This window comes from Nitrosomonas sp. Nm132 (genome assembly GCF_900100485.1).
In the GTDB taxonomy this organism is placed as follows: Bacteria; Pseudomonadota; Gammaproteobacteria; order Burkholderiales; family Nitrosomonadaceae; genus Nitrosomonas.
On sequence record NZ_FNDH01000015.1, the window covers coordinates 46,412 to 64,057 of the forward strand.

General features: G+C 47.6%; 17 protein-coding genes, 1 tRNA gene and 1 pseudogene. 9 read left to right on the top strand and 10 right to left on the bottom strand.

Annotated features, from left to right (window positions below; genetic code table 11):
* Nucleotides 1-23: 23 nt before the first annotated feature.
* The 3 genes from tsaB to BLP80_RS07570 are packed head-to-tail and all read left to right on the top strand — an operon-like array spanning nucleotide 24 to nucleotide 1,893.
* The gene (gene tsaB, locus BLP80_RS07560) at nucleotides 24-698 is read left to right on the top strand and encodes a tRNA (adenosine(37)-N6)-threonylcarbamoyltransferase complex dimerization subunit type 1 TsaB (protein WP_090541908.1); all 675 of its coding nucleotides are present in this window, start codon (nucleotides 24-26) and stop codon (nucleotides 696-698) included.
* A complete protein-coding gene (gene rimI, locus BLP80_RS07565) occupies nucleotides 695-1,156 on the top strand; it encodes a ribosomal protein S18-alanine N-acetyltransferase (protein WP_090541910.1) in 462 nt (153 codons plus the stop codon). The genes tsaB and rimI overlap by 4 nt, the downstream gene beginning before the upstream one ends.
* On the top strand, nucleotides 1,153-1,893 hold the full coding sequence (locus BLP80_RS07570; RefSeq protein ID WP_090541913.1) for a uracil-DNA glycosylase: 741 nt from the start codon (nucleotides 1,153-1,155) through the stop codon (nucleotides 1,891-1,893). Before rimI ends, BLP80_RS07570 begins: the two co-directional genes overlap by 4 nt.
* A 40-nt stretch (nucleotides 1,894-1,933) precedes the next feature.
* Here BLP80_RS07570 and lplT read toward each other — a convergent pair whose 3' ends face one another.
* Together lplT and BLP80_RS07580 are read right to left on the bottom strand one after the other, a co-directional pair.
* Nucleotides 1,934-3,208, bottom strand: a complete 1,275-nt coding sequence (gene lplT / locus BLP80_RS07575; RefSeq protein WP_090541915.1) for a lysophospholipid transporter LplT — start codon at nucleotides 3,206-3,208, stop codon at nucleotides 1,934-1,936.
* Nucleotides 3,209-3,418: 210 nt separating this feature from the next.
* On the bottom strand, nucleotides 3,419-3,997 hold the full coding sequence (locus tag BLP80_RS07580) for a septal ring lytic transglycosylase RlpA family protein (RefSeq protein ID WP_256325003.1): 579 nt from the start codon (nucleotides 3,995-3,997) through the stop codon (nucleotides 3,419-3,421).
* 435 nt (nucleotides 3,998-4,432) lie between these two features.
* Here BLP80_RS07580 and BLP80_RS07585 point away from each other — a divergent pair, with 435 nt between their 5' ends.
* Both BLP80_RS07585 and prfB read left to right on the top strand, forming a co-directional pair.
* Nucleotides 4,433-6,022 carry a M10 family metallopeptidase gene (locus tag BLP80_RS07585; RefSeq protein ID WP_090541917.1) on the top strand — a complete coding sequence of 530 codons (1,590 nt, stop codon included), beginning with the start codon at nucleotides 4,433-4,435 and terminating at the stop codon, nucleotides 6,020-6,022.
* A 45-nt stretch (nucleotides 6,023-6,067) separates the two neighbouring features.
* Nucleotides 6,068-7,178, top strand: a protein-coding gene (gene prfB, locus BLP80_RS07590; RefSeq protein ID WP_143002252.1) for a peptide chain release factor 2 whose coding sequence is annotated in 2 segments (ribosomal slippage) — nucleotides 6,068-6,148 and nucleotides 6,150-7,178 — 1,110 coding nt in all. Because the reading frame shifts where the segments join, the coding sequence is not laid out codon by codon here.
* Nucleotides 7,179-7,349: 171 nt separating this feature from the next.
* On the opposite strand, the gene BLP80_RS07595 is transcribed toward prfB, so the two are convergent.
* Both BLP80_RS07595 and BLP80_RS16245 read right to left on the bottom strand, forming a co-directional pair.
* Nucleotides 7,350-8,186, bottom strand: a complete 837-nt coding sequence (locus BLP80_RS07595) for an HNH endonuclease (protein WP_090541921.1) — start codon at nucleotides 8,184-8,186, stop codon at nucleotides 7,350-7,352.
* A gap of 72 nt (nucleotides 8,187-8,258) precedes the next feature.
* The gene (locus BLP80_RS16245; protein WP_256325004.1) at nucleotides 8,259-8,390 is read right to left on the bottom strand and encodes an HNH endonuclease signature motif containing protein; all 132 of its coding nucleotides are present in this window, start codon (nucleotides 8,388-8,390) and stop codon (nucleotides 8,259-8,261) included.
* On the opposite strand from BLP80_RS16245, the gene BLP80_RS16250 reads away from it, so the two are divergent.
* A complete protein-coding gene (locus tag BLP80_RS16250; RefSeq protein WP_256325007.1) occupies nucleotides 8,352-8,891 on the top strand; it encodes a hypothetical protein in 540 nt (179 codons plus the stop codon). The two genes, BLP80_RS16245 and BLP80_RS16250, sit on opposite strands and share 39 nt — an antisense overlap.
* A 56-nt stretch (nucleotides 8,892-8,947) precedes the next feature.
* On the opposite strand, the gene BLP80_RS07610 is transcribed toward BLP80_RS16250, so the two are convergent.
* A complete protein-coding gene (locus BLP80_RS07610; protein ID WP_090541928.1) occupies nucleotides 8,948-11,350 on the bottom strand; it encodes a Tex family protein in 2,403 nt (800 codons plus the stop codon).
* A gap of 482 nt (nucleotides 11,351-11,832) precedes the next feature.
* On the opposite strand from BLP80_RS07610, the gene BLP80_RS07615 reads away from it, so the two are divergent.
* The 3 genes from BLP80_RS07615 to BLP80_RS07625 all read left to right on the top strand — a co-directional run bounded on the left by BLP80_RS07615 (nucleotide 11,833) and on the right by BLP80_RS07625 (nucleotide 13,287).
* On the top strand, nucleotides 11,833-12,030 hold the full coding sequence (locus BLP80_RS07615; protein WP_090541930.1) for a hypothetical protein: 198 nt from the start codon (nucleotides 11,833-11,835) through the stop codon (nucleotides 12,028-12,030).
* Between the two features lie 125 nt (nucleotides 12,031-12,155).
* Nucleotides 12,156-13,025: a PA4780 family RIO1-like protein kinase gene (locus BLP80_RS07620; protein WP_090541932.1), complete on the top strand. Its 870-nt coding sequence runs from the start codon at nucleotides 12,156-12,158 to the stop codon at nucleotides 13,023-13,025.
* Between the two features lie 185 nt (nucleotides 13,026-13,210).
* Nucleotides 13,211-13,287: transfer RNA gene (locus BLP80_RS07625), tRNA-Met, on the top strand.
* 148 nt (nucleotides 13,288-13,435) lie between these two features.
* Here the strand turns inward: BLP80_RS07625 and BLP80_RS15630 are convergent.
* From BLP80_RS15630 to BLP80_RS07640, 5 genes and pseudogenes are all read right to left on the bottom strand, one after another.
* Nucleotides 13,436-13,603: a hypothetical protein gene (locus tag BLP80_RS15630; RefSeq protein WP_176754308.1), complete on the bottom strand. Its 168-nt coding sequence runs from the start codon at nucleotides 13,601-13,603 to the stop codon at nucleotides 13,436-13,438.
* Between the two features lie 213 nt (nucleotides 13,604-13,816).
* Entirely contained in the window at nucleotides 13,817-14,947 is a 1,131-nt protein-coding gene (locus BLP80_RS07630) for a PQQ-dependent sugar dehydrogenase (protein ID WP_218120407.1), read from the bottom strand.
* 277 nt (nucleotides 14,948-15,224) lie between these two features.
* Complete coding sequence (locus tag BLP80_RS16255) at nucleotides 15,225-15,731, bottom strand: TonB-dependent receptor domain-containing protein (RefSeq protein WP_371128818.1); 507 nt, start codon at nucleotides 15,729-15,731, stop codon at nucleotides 15,225-15,227.
* Nucleotides 15,683-17,140 carry a TonB-dependent receptor family protein gene (locus tag BLP80_RS07635; RefSeq protein ID WP_371128819.1) on the bottom strand — a complete coding sequence of 486 codons (1,458 nt, stop codon included), beginning with the start codon at nucleotides 17,138-17,140 and terminating at the stop codon, nucleotides 15,683-15,685. The genes BLP80_RS16255 and BLP80_RS07635 overlap by 49 nt, the downstream gene beginning before the upstream one ends.
* Before the next feature lie 284 nt (nucleotides 17,141-17,424).
* Nucleotides 17,425-17,646: pseudogene (locus BLP80_RS07640) on the bottom strand (hypothetical protein); the annotation flags it as partial.

The window sequence follows — 17,646 nt, forward strand, 5'->3', positions numbered from 1 at the left end:
CTGAAAAAACTCTTTTAATCCTAATGAAAATTCTTGCGCTCGATACTTCCACTGAATATTGCTCACTTGCCTTATGGTTGGATGGGGTTGTACTGAGCAAAGAAGTGCTGGCTGGGCAAAAGCATACCGAGTTACTGCTGCCTATGCTGCAGGAAATGCTGACTGAATCTGGGCTGGCTCTGACCCAATTGGATGGCTTCGCTTTCGGCGCCGGACCGGGATCATTTACTGGCTTACGTATCGCTTGCGGGATAGTGCAAGGACTGGCGTTTGCTACTGACCTGCCTGTTATCGGAATCAGTACGTTAGAAGCGATGGCGCAAAAAGTTGGCGCAAGTCACGTCATGACGGCGCTCGATGCGCGGATGGGTGAAATTTATTATGCCGCTTATCTTCATACTGGTGAAGATTGGTCAATTGTACAAGCACCCATACTCTGTTTGCCCCAGCATATTCCTCAGGTTCCAGGGAAGGGCTGCTGGGTGGGGTGTGGTAGCGGTTTTGACCAGTACTATGAGACGCTCAGCCATCTTTACCGTGACAGTTTGTGCCGAATTGATCTGGGGTGTTACCCGCACGCCCAAGAAATAGCGCAGCTCGCTGCGCCCAAATTAATGAAGGGATTAGGCGTTGCTGCCGAAGAGGCTGCTCCTGTTTATATACGAAACAAGGTGGCTTTGAAGGAAAGCGAACGATGAGCGATGCTTTGCAGCAAGCATGTCAGATCAGGGAAATGCGCTTGGAGGATGTGAGTCGGGTCATTCTCATTGAGCGTGAAATTTTTCTTTTTCCCTGGACGGAGATGAATTTTGCTGATTCGGTTAAAGCAGGCTACCACTGCCGCGTGCTAGAGCAAAATGATGTGCTTATTGGTTACGGTATCATGATGATGGGCCCAGATGAGGCCCATATTCTGACTATTGGCATCTCAGCGCAATGGCAGCATCAGGGCTGGGGTGGCAAGCTACTGCAGTATTTCATCGATCTTGCTAAACAGCAGGAAGCTGTATCAGTATTGCTGGATGTGCGAGAGTCCAATATCGGTGCCGCCAATTTATACCGGCGCTTGGGTTTTAAACAAATCGCAGTTCGTAAAGGGTATTATCCCGCCATGTGTGGGCGTGAGGATGCGTTGGTGATGAGACTGGAATTATGAAGCAACGGCGCCGCAAGGAGATATTGCACGAACTCGGTTTGACTCCTATCTGGCGCAGCAGGGCAGATAGCATTCTGAATGAGGGCGCACCGATGACTATCCCTGTTGATCAATCCATTCCAGTGGCCACCGCTACAGCGCCGGAGAATGATGATCGGGCGGCACGGATTGCAAAGATGGACTGGGTGCAGCTTGAAGCTGCAGTTGCTTGCTGTACTGCGTGTCCATTATGTCAGTCAAGAACGCGAACGGTATTTGGAGTAGGTGATGAACAGGCTGATTGGTTGTTTATCGGAGAAGGACCTGGTGCGAAAGAAGATGAAATAGGCGAGCCTTTCGTCGGTCAAGCAGGCAAATTACTGGATAATATGCTGAAGTCCATTCAATTGCAGCGCGGCGACCGGGTCTATATCACCAATATCGTAAAATGCCGACCGCCTAATAACAGAAATCCCGAACCCAGCGAAGCCGAGCAGTGTCATCCTTATCTGGCAAGGCAGATCGTATTGATTAAACCTAAACTGATTGTCGCGTTAGGAAAAATTGCAGCGCAGAATTTATTGCATACCAGCGAGAGTATCGCCAATTTACGTGGTAAATTACACCGCTATTCAGACATTCCTTTGATTGTTACTTATCATCCTGCATATCTGTTACGCTCACTCTCAGATAAAGCCAAAGCATGGGAGGATTTATGCTTTGCCAAGGCGACCATGCAATCATTGTTGGTTCAATGATTTTGAAGCGTTCTACAGAAAAAGTGAAAGCATAATGGTGTCAATGTATTTTATGCATCCCAATCAGATGAAGTGAGTCCTGCTTGCTCTGGTTAAGCAAGTGCCATTTATGGATGAGGATCATGCTCACGGCGACAAATAGGCCAAATAGTGCAATCACAACGTAAATATGCACATCCATCATGATGAACAACGCATACAGCAATATCATGGCAAGAATACTGAGATTCTCGTTGAAATTCTGTACTGCGATCGAATGACCGGCGCCCATCAAAATATGTCCGCGATGCTGTAAGAGGGCATTCATCGGTACCACAAAAAATCCAGCCAGACTTCCGATCAGGATCAGCAGCACAATCGCAATCCACAAATCCTGCACAGTGATCATCATCATCACGACTATTCCCATGGCAATGCCCAGTGGAATGACTTTTACCGAATCACGCAGCGAGACTAATTTAGCCGCCAAGACCGCTCCCAGCGCAATGCCGAGCGCTACTACGCCCTGTAGTTGTGCCGCTTCATTGAGTGGGAACCCAAGCGCGATATCAGCCCACTTCAAGACAATAAATTGCAAGGTGGCGCCTGCTCCCCAGAACAAGGTTGTGACAGCAAGTGAGATCTGGCCAAGCTTGTCGGTCCATAATAGCTTGACGCAATGTGCGAATTCGTGGATCAGAAATGACGGATTCTTTCTGAGTATTCGATGATCAATTCCAGTATTGGGTATGAATAAGTTAAAAGTGGCTGCAATCGTATAAAATGCTGCAACAAGTAGAATGGCCGCTTCTAGCCGCGTATCCAGACCTGTATCAATGAAAGGAAAATCAATCGACAACAGAACGGACGAAATGGCAGGCGTGATGAGAAGTCCGCCGAGCACTGTGCCAAGCACGATAGAACCGACAGTTAGCCCTTCAATCCAGCCATTGGCAATCACCAGTTTTTCCGGAGGCAACAACTCGGTCAGTATGCCGTATTTTGCGGGAGAGTAGGCTGCTGCACCTAGCCCGACAATGGCATAGGCGCCGAGTGCAAAATACTGATGCATCGCAAAGAACAAAAGGATACAGCCAGCAATTTTAATCGAGTTGCTGATGAACATGACCCGTCCCTTGGCCATGGAATCCGCAAATGCGCCTACAAATGGTGCCAGAATGACATAGAACAGCACAAATACGAATTTGAGCATAGGAGTAAGATAAGCGGGCGCATGCAAATCAATCAACAGGGCGATCGCCACTACCAGTAATGCATTATCAGCTAATGACGAAAAAAATTGCGCCGCCATTATCGTATAGAATCCGCGCTCCAAATGTCCTCCCTTAATAACCTCTATTTATAATCTTTTCTGTCATGTCTATCAGAAAATAACAGGTTTATATCATAAAAATAATGAGCCAGTCCTAAGCATAAGCTGAATAATAACTATTCTGTGCTTCATCCAGATGAAAATTTTATCTTGTTTTAGCAAGGGTAGAATGCCCATACTATGGCGACAGTTCCAGTGAAACTGGATAGGCTGCTATGGATTGCTGGCCACGTTTTCGAGGTATTCCACTTTGACTTCAGTAAGACCACGTAGCCCAATTTTTTTAGCTGCACCATGCGACAGATCAATCAATCTATTTCTCTTGAAAGGACCACGATCATTGACAATTACATCGATAGCGCGGCCATTACGAAGATTGGTCACTCTTACCTTAGTGGGTAAGGGGAGAGTTTTATGCGCGGCTGATATCCCTTGTGGGTAAAAACGTGTTCCCATCGCAGTTCGGTTGCCCGATTCCGCGCCATACCATGAAGCAATGCCCTTCTCACTGTAGCCCACCGCTGAAGACATTGGATAATAGGTCTTACCCCGTACTTTGTAGGGTTTATTATAGGGGGCATGTTGCTGTGTTCGGGATACTGTTGGGGTGGGCGTTTTTATGGGAGCAGAGCAACCACTAAATAAGCAGATGATCAATAATACTAATGCTCCGGTAGGCATCAGAGAGCGTGATTTTCCAGATCTTCGCGATTCAGCCAGCTTAATCACGTATTGCTTAGGAAAAGATCCCATTCCCATTTTGAAAAAACCAATTTTTGATTCAATCATCATCGTAACAATCTTTGTTTTATATTATTTAATTTTAATAGTACCTTGATTGCTTAATGTGTCTGACTTGGGAGTCAGTGCACTAGATTATATCTACTGCATGTTCAAACATCGTATTGGGTAGCACTTCTTTCAATTTGGCTATTACGCAAGCTATCAACTTTTAGTTCAATATTTTTTATAATAAGAAATATCCATTTTAGCATTATAACGATTGTTTCCAGATTAGCTAAACCCGATATATCCGTGAATTGCGCGCAACAGCATCAGAAAAATTATGTTTTTAGGGAATTCTCTGGCAATTTGCATAAAAGAAGCGCATAGACACTGACAATATTTGGGTAAGCAGCTTTGAAACTTGCTGTTGAACACGGCAGCAGAAATGTTTCTCTTATCAACGCCAATCTTTAATTAAAAATAAATAATAGGAATAACACTATGCCAGCTCCTACGACCTCAAGCGAGGTCATTCCGGTTAATTTGACAGGAAATATCAGTATCGATGCGCTCATTTTTGGCAAGCGATGGGCAAGCTCGACGATTACTTATAGCTTTCCAGGCAATGATTCTTACTGGTCAACCGATCCCTCAAAAGGCTATGGTCCGACTAACGGCGAAGGAGAGCCCTGGAATCTACAGGCTTTTATGCCGCTTGCTGCCTCTGATCAGACTTACTTCAGTACTGCGCTGCAGCAGTGGGTGAATGTTGCAAATGTACAGTTTAGATTAGTCGCCGAATCCCAATACGCTGTCGGCGATATTCGTGTCGCCTACAGCGAAGCAAAGGATATGGCTGATGCAGAAGCTTGGTCATATTTGCCACTTGGGACGGGTTTTGCCGCTGGAGGGGATATCTGGATCAAAAGTTCGAGTAGTAGCGCTCAAGAGCCATGGATTCCCGGGAGCTATGCCTTTCTGACAGTCATGCATGAAATCGGTCATGCGCTGGGCCTTGATCACCCTTTCGAGGCGCGTGGATTTCCATCTTCGATGGATACCATGTCTTCAACGATCATGAGCTATTCTGCGTTGCCAGGAAATCAAAATTCAGCTTTTGATTTCTATCCTACTACCCCGATGCCATTGGACATATTGGCAATCCAGCATGTGTACGGAGCCAATACTACTTATCATCGTGAGGATAATCGCTATCAGTATGATGATGCCAGAACTTACCATGAGACGATCTGGGACAGTGGGGGAATCGACTGGATTGAGTATAGCGGCGCGCAGATTGCGATTATTGATCTGAGGGAGGGAGAAGGATCATTGATCGGTAACGCTGTGTTGGTAGGGGATAGTGTAAGCGCGGATTTGGCTCAGAATATCTGGATTGCTTATGGTGCAGTTATCGAAAATGCATCAGGTGGTCAAGGAGATGATCTACTGATCGGTAACAGGTATAACAATATTTTGTCAGGTAGTGGTGGGCATGATGATCTGATCGGCAGAGAAGGCGATGATACTTTGTCGGGTGGGACAGGAATGGATACTGCGGTATTTCTAGGACCGCGCGCTCATTATGCCGTGAGTAAGTCTCAGGGAGGCTATACTGTAATTGATCAAACGGGAGCCGATGGTCAGGACTCTGTTGCGGAGATAGAGCGCCTGGAATTTAGTGACATTGGGTTAGCGCTTGATATGGAGGGGCACGCTGGACAGGTCGCCAAATTCCTCGGGGCAGTATTTGGCGCTGAATCGGTCAATAATAAAGAGTATGTCAGCATTGGCTTATCCTTGCTTGATAACGGCATGAGTAATGAGGCGCTGGCCACGGTAGCGCTCGATGCAGCAGGCGCGCGTACCCATAATGAAACAGTCATGCTGTTATGGCGTAATTTATTTGGTATCAATCCAGCGCAGGAGCAGAAACGGCCTTACTTGCAGATGCTGGATAGTGGGGAAGTGTCGGCTGCTGCTTTGACAGTATTTGCAGCGGATACCCCAATCAATACTGACAATATCCATCTCGTGGGTTTGATGCAATCAGGAATTGAGTTCGCCTTGCAATCAGGTAATTTGGCTTAAATAGCGCTACAATATTCAATTAAATCTTTTTCGGATTGTCACCATATGGATGCAGAACAACTCAATAGCTTAATTCATCATCTTGCCGATCTCAATGATCGGGAAACAGCATTGCGGAGGTATCTTTGACTTCGATACCAAGAAATTACGGTTGACCGAAGTCGCCAGGCGAGCAGAAGATCCGTCTGTCTGGAATGATGCCCAACGCGCCCAGGAATTAGGGCGCGAGAAGAAGGCGCTGGAAAGCGTGGTGTTGACGCTCGAGGGGCTCGACAGGCAATTGCAAGATGCCAATGAATTGCTTCAGATTGCGAAAGAAGAAAATGACGATGCGACCTTGCAAAGTATCGTATCTGATGTCGCACAGATCGAAAAAATAGTGGCTGATATCGAATTTCGCCGCATGTTCTCAGATCCGATGGATCCCAACAACTGTTTTATCGATATTCAATCTGGTTCGGGAGGGACGGAAGCTCAGGATTGGGCATCCATGCTGGAAAGGATGTATTTGCGCTATTGCGAGCGCCGTGACTTTGAGGTGGAGGTGCTCGAGGAATCTGCAGGTGATACTGCAGGAATCAAAAGTGCTACGCTCAAAGTAAGCGGCGATTATGCCTATGGTTATTTACGAACTGAAACCGGGGTGCATCGCCTCGTGCGTAAATCGCCGTTCGATTCGGGAAACCGCCGTCATACTTCTTTTGCCAGTGTGTTCGTTTATCCCGAAGTCGATGACAGTATCGAGATCGACATCAATCCTGCCGATTTACGGATAGATACTTTCCGCGCCTCCGGTGCAGGTGGCCAGCACATCAATAAGACCGATTCGGCTGTGCGAATTACGCACCTTCCCACCAATATCGTGGTGCAATGCCAAAGCGGCCGCTCGCAACATCGGAATAAAGCCGATGCCATGGCCATGCTGAAATCCCGTCTTTATGAGGCTGAATTGCGCAAACGCAATGAGACCAAGCAGGCAGTAGAGGATGCCAAGACCGATATCGCATGGGGTTACCAGATCCGCTCCTATGTGCTGGACCAATCCCGCATTAAGGACTTGCGGACCAATGTTGAAATCGGCAATACCCAGGCCGTGCTCGATGGGGATCTGGATGATTTTATTCAAGCGAGCCTCAAGCAGGGAGTGGATGCTTGAAGCCAAGTGAAAGCTTGCGCTGCATTGGACATATCAATCACGCAGCAGCACGCTCATATGATGCTTAACGCTGAAGCTAAAGGGCGCGCTTTAGCGCGTCCCATTTGAGCGCCGAGTTAGGCAGAGGAGCCCAGTCGGACGCCGTGATTGAAGGTTATATAAATCATGTGGTTAGCTATAATGGGCCTGCCGATGACAGTTTGGACAAAGAGCTACTGCATTGGCAACCGTATCTTCACCACCTTCCGCAAGCATTTTAATGTGATGGACCTCAAGGTATGGCGTATTGTCCGCGCGGCGAATAAATGGTGCCGGATTGTTGCAGTGCTCACAGTATCCATTTGCACGTAAAAGAACTTCGGCTACCACATCAGGATTGCGAGTAAAGGAAATGGATGCGATTTTGATTTTGTTGGGAATTGTTTCGGTGTTTTCCAGTCGTTTGCGCCGTGCTTCTCGGGTGTCGAGCAATGCGGCACGAACCGAGTTTTGGAATTGTTCGTTAGTAATTTTTTCTGTTTTGTTTTTCCAGAACTCACTTAGACGCGTTTTTTTTCGTCGCTCTTGGATAGAGTCCTTGTCGCTTGCAATCGGTGATGCGAAAATTTTTTCGGTAGCTGATGAAAATGAATTCCATAAAAGTTTGTTGTCGAGTAATTTTGGGATTATTTCTAATGATACAGAATGAGCCCAGATCAATGGATGTCTTGACTTTTGCGTAGACTTTACTGGTCTATATTCAATATTCTCGATTGGCGGAGCTTGTTGGTCGACCAACAGCCAAAATCCTTGATCTTCCCCTGAGCGTTGGATGGCTGCGAGGTAAATTCCTCCAACAACGAGACTTGCTCTTGAAGTATGAACTCCAAACCACGCACGTTCTGGGCAGTTCGTGTGTTCAAAGGTAACTTCGAAGAAGGCAATAATGCTATTTGCTAGTTCTGCCGAAATGTCGCGACGCGAATTTAACCATCGATTTAATTCCGTTTCCCATTCAAAGCCGCTCATGGATGAAATGCCTTTTCCTAACGTCGAAGCTCAGGGGCGCGCTGCTTGCGGCGTGCCCCTTGGAGCGCAGTGTTAGCCATAGTGGGCCTCCCTGTGGCAGTTGGGGCATAGAGCAATAGCATTTACCACTGTGTCCTCGCCGCCAAATGCGAGGGGAATTTTGTGATGGACTTCAAGATAGGGGGAGCCGTCATGCTTCCGAATGAACGGCGCGGGATCTCCGCACCGCTGGCATTTCCCAGATGCCTGGGCCAAGACCTCAGCTACGACATCCGGGTTTCGATCAAAGTCCAAGATGGTCGTGATCCTTACGGTGGGCTTTTTCGGTGCGGCAGCCAGTCGCTTGGCTCTTGCTGCAGAATCTTGTGCGGATACCTTTACCTTGAACAAGAAGTCTTCGTCGGGGTGTGCACCGATATACCAAGCCTCTACGTCTTTTCGAAGCGTCCAGACAAAACCGTGTTTTTCATCTCGGCCCTTGAAGAGACAAAGCCACTATCTTTTTTGTCCGTTGGCGCGAGCAGTCGGGCTATACGAGAGGAAGCCGGCAATATCTTTGGCAAGGCGAGCGACATGCAGGTTGACCGCTCCGACCGATGGGTAGTCAAGTGCAACCATTACCTCGGCAGCTGTAGCTTCTTTCTGCGGCTGCCCTCGGAAGTAGGAGATCAGCTTTCTATCTTGTTCGGAGAGCATGATGCGTAACTATGGCTAACTAGAATTAGACTGGATCGGCAGTGTTAACGCGATTAAATAGCCTGCTACTTTTTCTCCTTAGCCCGTGCCAGCGCCAGTGCAAACGCGCTCACCGGCTCAGGTTTGTGCGATGTCGTTTGCTGTGAATGACGCGATTGCCGCTTGCGTCCTGCATGAGGCTGGGGGGTGCGGGTGTCAGTGCTGGGAGCGGGGGTGTCCGCCTTGTCCTCCAGGCGCATGGTGAGACCGATACGCTGCCGGGCAGCATCGACTTCCAGTACTTTTACTTTGACGATCTGGCCGGGTTTGACGATTTGATGCGGATCTTTGACGAATTTATTTGCCAGGGCAGATACGTGCACCAGACCATCCTGATGCACGCCGATATCGACGAAGGCGCCAAAGGCCGCCACATTGGTCACCACGCCTTCGAGTATCATTCCAGAATGCAGGTCTGCTAGCGTTTCTATGCCGTCTTGAAAGATGGCCGTTTTGAATTCCGGACGTGGATCGCGCCCGGGCTTTTCCAACTCAGTGAGGATATCCCGGACGGTCGGCAGACCAAAGCTGTCGTCGGTAAATTCGGTGGGGGAGAGGTCCTTCAATATTTCCGGTCGGCCCATGACGTGTTCGATGCCTTTTTTCAGGTGTGCCAAGATACGCTCGACGACGGGGTAGGCTTCCGGGTGGACCGCGGAGCGATCCAACGGATTGTCACCGTCATTGATACGTAAAAAACCGGCTGCTTGTTCGAATGTTTTTTCACCTACACGCGGCACTTTGCGTATTGTTTGGCGACTCGGAAATGGACCATGGCTATCGCGGTATTCCACAATGTTCTGAGCCAATACGCGATTTAGGCCAGAAACCCGTGCCAGCAAGGGTGCCGATGCGGTGTTGACATCTACGCCGACTGCGTTGACACAGTCTTCGACGGTCGCGTCGAGTGAACGCGCTAAGATCCGTTGATTGACATCATGCTGATACTGGCCGACACCGATCGACTTGGGTTCGATTTTGACGAGTTCAGCAAGCGGGTCTTGCAAACGCCTGGCAATGGATGCAGCACCGCGCAGACTCACATCCAAATCGGGAAACTCGGCTGCGGCAAAGGCCGAGGCTGAATAGACTGAAGCGCCTGCTTCGCTGACGACAATTTTGGTTACCTTCAGCTCAGGTTTTTGTTCTGCAACGAGCTTGATGACGTCAGTGGCCAGCTTATCCGTTTCACGGCTGGCGGTGCCATTTCCGATCGAAATCAATTCGACGCCATGCCGGATCACTAATTGTGCGATGGTTGCCAATGATCCCTGCCAGTCATTGCGTGGCTGGTGGGGATAGATGGTATCTGTCTCCAGCAGCTTGCCGGTTGAGTCGACTACGGCCACTTTGCAGCCGGTACGGTAGCCGGGATCAAGGCCGAGCACGGCCTTGGGGCCTGCGGGGGCGGCGAGCAGTAATTCACGCAGGTTGCGGCTGAAAATCTTGATGGCTTCTACTTCGGCTGCTTCCCGCAATTGCAGCAGCAATTCGGTGCTGAGATGCAGGTGCGCTTTGACACGCCAAGTCCATTGGCAGACATCTCCCAGCCATTTATCTGCGTTGCGTCCCCGATTCTCGATACCGAAATGGGCCGCGATCATAGCGACACAAGGGTGCGGCACCATGGTTTCTGACGCCTCATCCAGACCGAGCTCAATTCTGAGTATTCCCAAGGCACGGCCACGGAACAACGCCAATGCGCGGTGTGAGGGGATGGTGCGGATCGGTTCAGCATAGGCGTAGTAGTCACGAAACTTTTCTTCTTCCGCCGTTTCCTTGCCTGCTACGACTGTAGAAGTCACGATTCCTTCATGCCAAAGTTTGTTGCGCAGGGCGGCGAGCAAATCAGCGGTTTCGGCGAAACGTTCAGCCAGAATATCGCGCGCGCCCTCGAGGGCAGTTTTTACGTCGGGCACATTGATCGCTTCAACCCCTTCGGCGGCTGGCTGAACTTTTATATATTTCGTAGCTTCCTGCTCAGGAATCAATGTTGGATCATGCAGAAGCGCATCAGCCAAAGGTTCCAGGCCTGCTTCCCGTGCGATTTGCGCACGCGTGCGACGTTTGGGTTTGTAGGGCAGGTAAATATCCTCTAGGAGCTGTTTCGTTGCCGCTTGCTCAATCGCGTGACGCAATTCATCGGTTAGCTTGCCCTGCTCCTCGATCGAAGCCAGAATCGTTATGCGCCGTTCTTCCAGTTCGCGCAAATATTGCAGACGCTCTTCTATGTTTCGCAGATGCGTATCATCCAAGTTTTGGGTCACTTCCTTGCGGTAGCGCGCAATGAAAGGTACGGTTGCGCCACTATCGAGCAGGGTGACTGCTGCTGCTACCTGCTGGGGAGTAATGCCGAGTTCTGCTGCGATAAGCTGCATGATCTTCTGCTGTGCTGCATCTGGAATGGTCTGTGTTGTTAAAGAAGTCATATATTCGCCATGTGGAGTTTCTTGAAAGTAAGCGTGATTGATAACTACCTGCCCAGTCTTAGGGGTATTTTTTACCAGATGGAGTAAAAAAGCTTTAGTTTTTTAGAACTGGAATTTTGATTAATAGAAATTCATTAGGAATTAGGTAGGCTTTATACCATTTCAGCAGGTGCTTTTCCACCCTGAATGAAATGGATTTGAAGAAGCAAAATCCAATGAATAGCGAACAAATATTCGAGCAGCGCAATCAATCATGCCATAAGAGCATAATCGATCAAAGTTTAATAATTGTGTCATCAAGCTGATTTACCATAGGTAAACAACTGTTTGGGGACGGTTGTTTATGTTAAATAAAAGTGGCTGCGGCAAATTGCCCCGCGACAATTTGTCACATTCCAATGCTGTTCTTTTCTCTCTACAATGCAATTCACGTGGTTGATTATTAAAGAAACAATTTAATAACTGCAATCAAGGAGGTAGGTATGTTTTTTAAACTTAAAGGAAGTAATTTGTATCAAGCGCTATTGGATAGGCTTTATATGAACTTTACCGGAACCAGAAAGCAAGCGATAACCACAGATCAGCGTAATGCGGGTAAGACGACTTCTGCTGCTAAACAAATGCCGCTCCAGGACGCAGTATGGCATCGAAGCAAATCGGCAAGATATCAGCAAAATTAGTCAATGTTAAAAGGTGAGGTAACGGCCACGTGATTTCTCACCCATTGGCATTGGTAGAGAGAATTCATTTATTTGACAGGAGTATAGAAGGCGTGTGATGTATTGACATGTCTATATAAAATCTTATGAAAATCCCCAAAAGAATTGAGCCACTGATTGAAGAAGGTCTTGTTGATTCAGTTATTTGTCAACTCATGAGTGGCAAGGAAGCAATGGTATATGTTGTACGTTGCGGAAGCGATATCCGATGCGCCAAAGTATATAAGGAAACTAACAGACGTAATTTTCGCCAGAGTGTAAGTTATACGGAAGGAAGGCAGGTTAGAAGTAGCCGGCGCGCACGTGCTATTCAAAGAAGAAGTGATTTTGGCCGCATGGCACAGAAAGAGGCGTGGCAAAGTACCGAAGTGGATACCATGTCTCATCTGGCGACAGTTGGCGTACGGACACCAAAGTACTATAACTTTTTTGAAGGCGTATTATTAATGGAGCTCATCACTGATAGCGATGGTAATGTTGCTCCCAGATTGAATGATTTGATACTGACCGCTGAGCTGGCGAGAACATACCATCATTTTTTAATTGGACAAATTGTCCGTATGCTTTGTCATGGCATCGTTCATGGTGATTTATCTGAATACAATGTATTAGTCGGTAACCAGGGCCCTGTCATTATCGATTTTCCTCAGGCGATTTTTGCTGCAAGTAATAACAGTACCCAGAGAATACTTAAGCGAGATGTTGATAATGTAACCGCCTATCTGAGTCGTTTTGCCCCCGAACTTGCTTGTACTGATTATGGTTCGGAGATTTGGTCGCTTTATCAGCGTGGAAAATTGCATTTAGAGGTTAAGCTGACAGGGAATACTGGAGAGAAAATCAAACCAGTCGATGTGAACAGCATTTTGAGTACTGTCAATGCTGTATTAAGAAAGGAAATAGCTTGGCAACGATACAAGCAAGAACGCTGGACAAGCCGTCAACTGCAATACTAATACTGGCTTTAATCAAGACAGAATTAACCAGGTATTGCACGTGGCTTATTAGCGCCATGGGTAGGGGCTACGATGGCGCTATAACATTGATGCAGGTATCGCTATATCAAACGAATAATCAAGAGATGGTTACCGTCAAATGGTTTGACGGTATGAGTATTAGCTGCTATTATACGTCGTTCTGGCGCGGGGTGGAGCAGTCTGGCAGCTCGTCGGGCTCATAACCCGAAGGTCGTAGGTTCAAATCCTGCCCCCGCAACCACCTTATCCTGTTTGTGAGCCGCAGTTTTATGCGGCTTATCAGCGAACTCAGTTTTACGGGATGGATGTGCATTTCGGTTAACCATCTTGTTCTCGTCAGATAAAGAACCTTCTTCTGAAAAGACTTCATCAGCACAAGAATCATCCTGTCAACCATGTTTTTGATCACCTGATTCGGTCATCATTTTGACTTGCTGCAACAAGGGATCGTTATCGCTAACCTTTTGCTGCTTACCTGCCGCAATTGTCAAAATTCCGGCAAGGTCGCCATGCAGGTCGATGGCGTATTCAGTACCACACGCTTTGGGCGTGAGCACAATCTTATCAATGGTACTAGTTCCGATCTAATCGTCAGCGCACTTGAAATAGAGAGAGTTGCCGAGTTTGATATGGGTGTCTCTAGAGATACGTTTTATCGCTATCATGAATTGGTAGAGCCGTCCAACTGAGGAATCTAGGTTTAAATTCGTCTTCTCTTCGCTTGAAACAATTGACGTTCTCCGACCAATATATATGAGCTTGGATAAATCTTATTGTGCTGTTGTCCGCGTCAACTTGAGCAATTTTCCATTCTCTTCATCAGTCAACAGATAAATTGCGCCATCTGGCCCTTCTGCGACATCGCGAATACGTGCGATATCTATTAGTAATTTTTCTTCACTAATGATATTTTTTTCATTGACTACCAGCCTGACCAGATGCTTACCAGCCAATGCACCAATAAACAAATTACCCTTCCATTCTGGAAATAGGGTGCCTTTATAGAACATCATGCCAGAAGGTGCGATGGAAGGTGTCCAGTAATAAATCGGCTCTTCAAATCCTTGCCCCGCATGTTCCTTTTTGATAGGCGTCATCCAGTAGTGAATACCATAGCTTGCCAGGGGCCAGCCATAATTCTTGCCTGCTTTGGGGATGCTGATTTCATCTCCCCCACGCGGGCCATGCTCATGAATCCATAATTCTCCGGTGCCAGGATGAATGGCGGCACCCTGAATATTCCGATGACCAAAGGACCAGATTTCCGGTTTGGCTTTTTGATCTTTGACAAAGGGATTGTCGGAAGGCACAGAGCCATCACTCCGGATTCTGACCAGTTTACCGAGATGATTATCGAGCTGTTGAGCTTGGTCCATATATTTGAAACGCTCACCAAGTGTCACAAAAAGACTGCCATCCGGCGCAAATACCAAGCGAGATCCAAAATGCTTGGTACCGTCTATTTTGGGCTGCTGACGAAAGATCACTTGGAGATTTTCTAGTGCCATATCGACTAGCTTTGCTCTGGCAACAGCAGTGCCGGCTACACCGCCTTGTGGTTCCGCATAGGAGAAATAAATAAGATGATTTCTGGGGAAATCGGGATCTAGCGCCAAACCTAGTAACCCTCCCTGATCCTTGGCAAACACGGCAGGCACACCCTTGATGGGTGAGGAGAGTTTGCCATCGGCCGATACGATACGAAGTTGCCCTATACGCTCAGTTAAAAGTATTCTTCCGTCAGGCAGGAATACCATGCTCCAGGGATGATTTAACCCTTTAACTAAGACATGTACTTCGAGTTTCACCTGGGAAGATTGAGCATGGGCAATGGAATAAAAATAGAGACTGCCCAAGGTAAGCAAAGCGAACAACTTGGTTATCAGCAAGATACGAGTCATTTTCATTCCTCCTTGTTCATGTAAGAGTAAACAAAACATTAAACTTGGATTCCTCAGTTGATCGCTAATTCTGGTGTTAGCATTGTAAATATTCTAACTTTTACAACAACTGCTACCCTCACCTTTTGGGTGTTACGCTCTGATGCGGATTGCACAATTTTGCGGGCACATGGTTGTGTTGCAACTCTTTGGAATACAACAACTATTCCGCGTCGTTGCGCCTTACCCTACATCCGTAAAACCGCATACTTCACCCCGCCCAACTGAGAAACCTAGGTTAAAACGGTATCATCCGGATGCGCAGCCCTCCAAAAACATTGAGGAGCGGACCAGGTTCAAAAAAACGACCAAATGCGGCGTTGATACGCGTATTAGCATTGTAGCGCTCATCGAACAGATTATTGATGCCAATAAATACCGAACCTTCGAGCCAGCGATGTTTCTTTTCCCATCCCAATAACAATTGCCCCAGGGTATAGGCATGGTTGGTGACGGTATTGATGTCATTCACAAAAAATTCTCCTACCCGATGGACATGCAGTTGCCCAAATATTCCAGTGGGATGGGTATAACGTACTCTTCCCTCCCATCTATGTTTTGGTAAACCAGGAAACTCATTACCTTTCAGATCGATATTATCAACGAAATAGCGCTCAAACTCGAAATCCGAATAGGTGTAGGTGATTTCACCTTGCCATCCCTGCCATACTGGCGTTGCCAGACGGCTTTCAACCCCTAGTCTGCGTGATTTTCCCGCGTTGCAAAAAAAGCGCGGCTGGGAGATTCAGCTAACTCAAATGGTGTGATTTCGTTGCGAGTATGGATATGAAAAAATGTGGCTTCGTACGCAAAACCAGCAGGGTTGCCACGTAATCCGATTTCTTTGCTCAAGGAAGTCTGGGCTTCAAGGTTGTTATTGAATCCTCCCGTTCCTGCTGGATTGTTGATCAATTCTGTGGTCGTGGGTGCTTCAAAGACGGAAGCGATATGGGTATAGATCTGATGGGTTTCCAGCGGGCGATACACAAGCCCCGCCGTGCTACTGACCTGAGAGAGCGTTTTGTTGCCCGATTGATTGCTGTCCGAAAGAAATGCATCCTTTACCCGATATTGCAACCAATCCCAGCGGCCACCGGCCACAAGCTCCAATTTGTCGGTTAGACTCCATTCATTGCGTAAAAACGGCCCGACATTCTGTACGCGTTCAATTTGATCCAGATTTAACGCCCCCTGCACTCCAAAAAGGTTATTGAAACGTCGTCGATCGTCATTCTGGATGGCATAGTCGACACCGACCAGCAGGCGATTAGCGCGCTTCAGCAAAGTATGATCGCTCACAAACTGAGCTGTCAGCCCTCCTGTCCAGCGATCGAATTCCACCTGTCCGCCAATGTTAAATGGCAGCAAATTCTGAAAATCGCGGTGTAACGCATGAGCAACAATAGTTAATATCTGGTTAGTGGAAGGGCTTTTCCGGTAGCGCACAGCGAATTGTTCCTGGCGGATGGCTTCACTGGCATTAAACAACTGGTTATTCGCTGCTGCCTGCTTCGGGTTGGCATTCACTTCGGCGAGCGTTAATGCACCTGGATCTTTCGAATCCGGGGAATAAAACTCATGCATTAAAACCATCCAGTCAGAATTAGGTGATGATTGAAAATTTAGTTTGACTTGGGAAAACAGGTTTTCCATGCTGCTATGATTGCGCCAGCCATTCTGCTGGAGATACGATCCGAACAATCCATAGTCAAAATTTTCCATCCGTCCCCCTGCGTACAATTCCGATTTCAAATAACCGAACTGACCAAAAACTAGACGCGGCGCGACTTCAAGCTTTTCGCGTGGTGAGCGAGTAGTAATGCTGATCATACCGCCGGAAGCATTACCATATAACGAGGTCGAAGGGCCTCGCAAAATTTCCATCCGCTCGATCAAAGCTGGATCAATAGCATCGAGCTGTGTCTGACCATCCGGCAAGGTTTGCGGAATATCATCGACACGCAACTGGATGCCCCGTACACCAAATGGTGAGCGCGCACCAAAGCCGCGAATGGCAATCCGCAAATCCTGCGTAAAGTTATATTGATTCTGGAAGAAAACACCGGGTGTACCGTAAGCAAATTCATCCAGTGTAGCGCCAGGTTGGTGATCGGTATATTTACTCCGCTCAATAGTGGTAATCGCATCGGGTATTTGTTCAGTTTTTTTTCTGTGCGCGTTGCAGTCACTGTAATGGGAGCAAAAATGTCAGGTTCGGGTATCTTGGATTGTTGTGCTTGGGCTAAGGCAGGCGTGATGAAAAATCCAATCAAGATGGGATTAATTGCTTTCAAGAAACAAATATAACACACTGGTTTTACAGCAAATATTAAGCTATCTCAGGAACAGGGGTAAGATTGAACCCCGGCTCCCAAGCGCGTACAGTCAGATGATGCAACACGCGTTGACGGTATCGCTCATCAAAGTCATCCTGCCCTTTATCGACGTACCTGGTTCCTTCCATTAGCATCGTGTAGAATCAAGCGCGCCAGTTTGTGCGCTGTCGCTGTGATTGCCTTTGCCTTGTCGAGCCTGCCACATAATCTCCTATAATAGACACCCAGCGCAGACTGACTGGATTTCAATGAAACTGCCGCCATGCGCAGTGCCTGGGCAGCACGGTTCGCTGTGCGCTTGCTTGCCCCCGATCGCACTTTTCC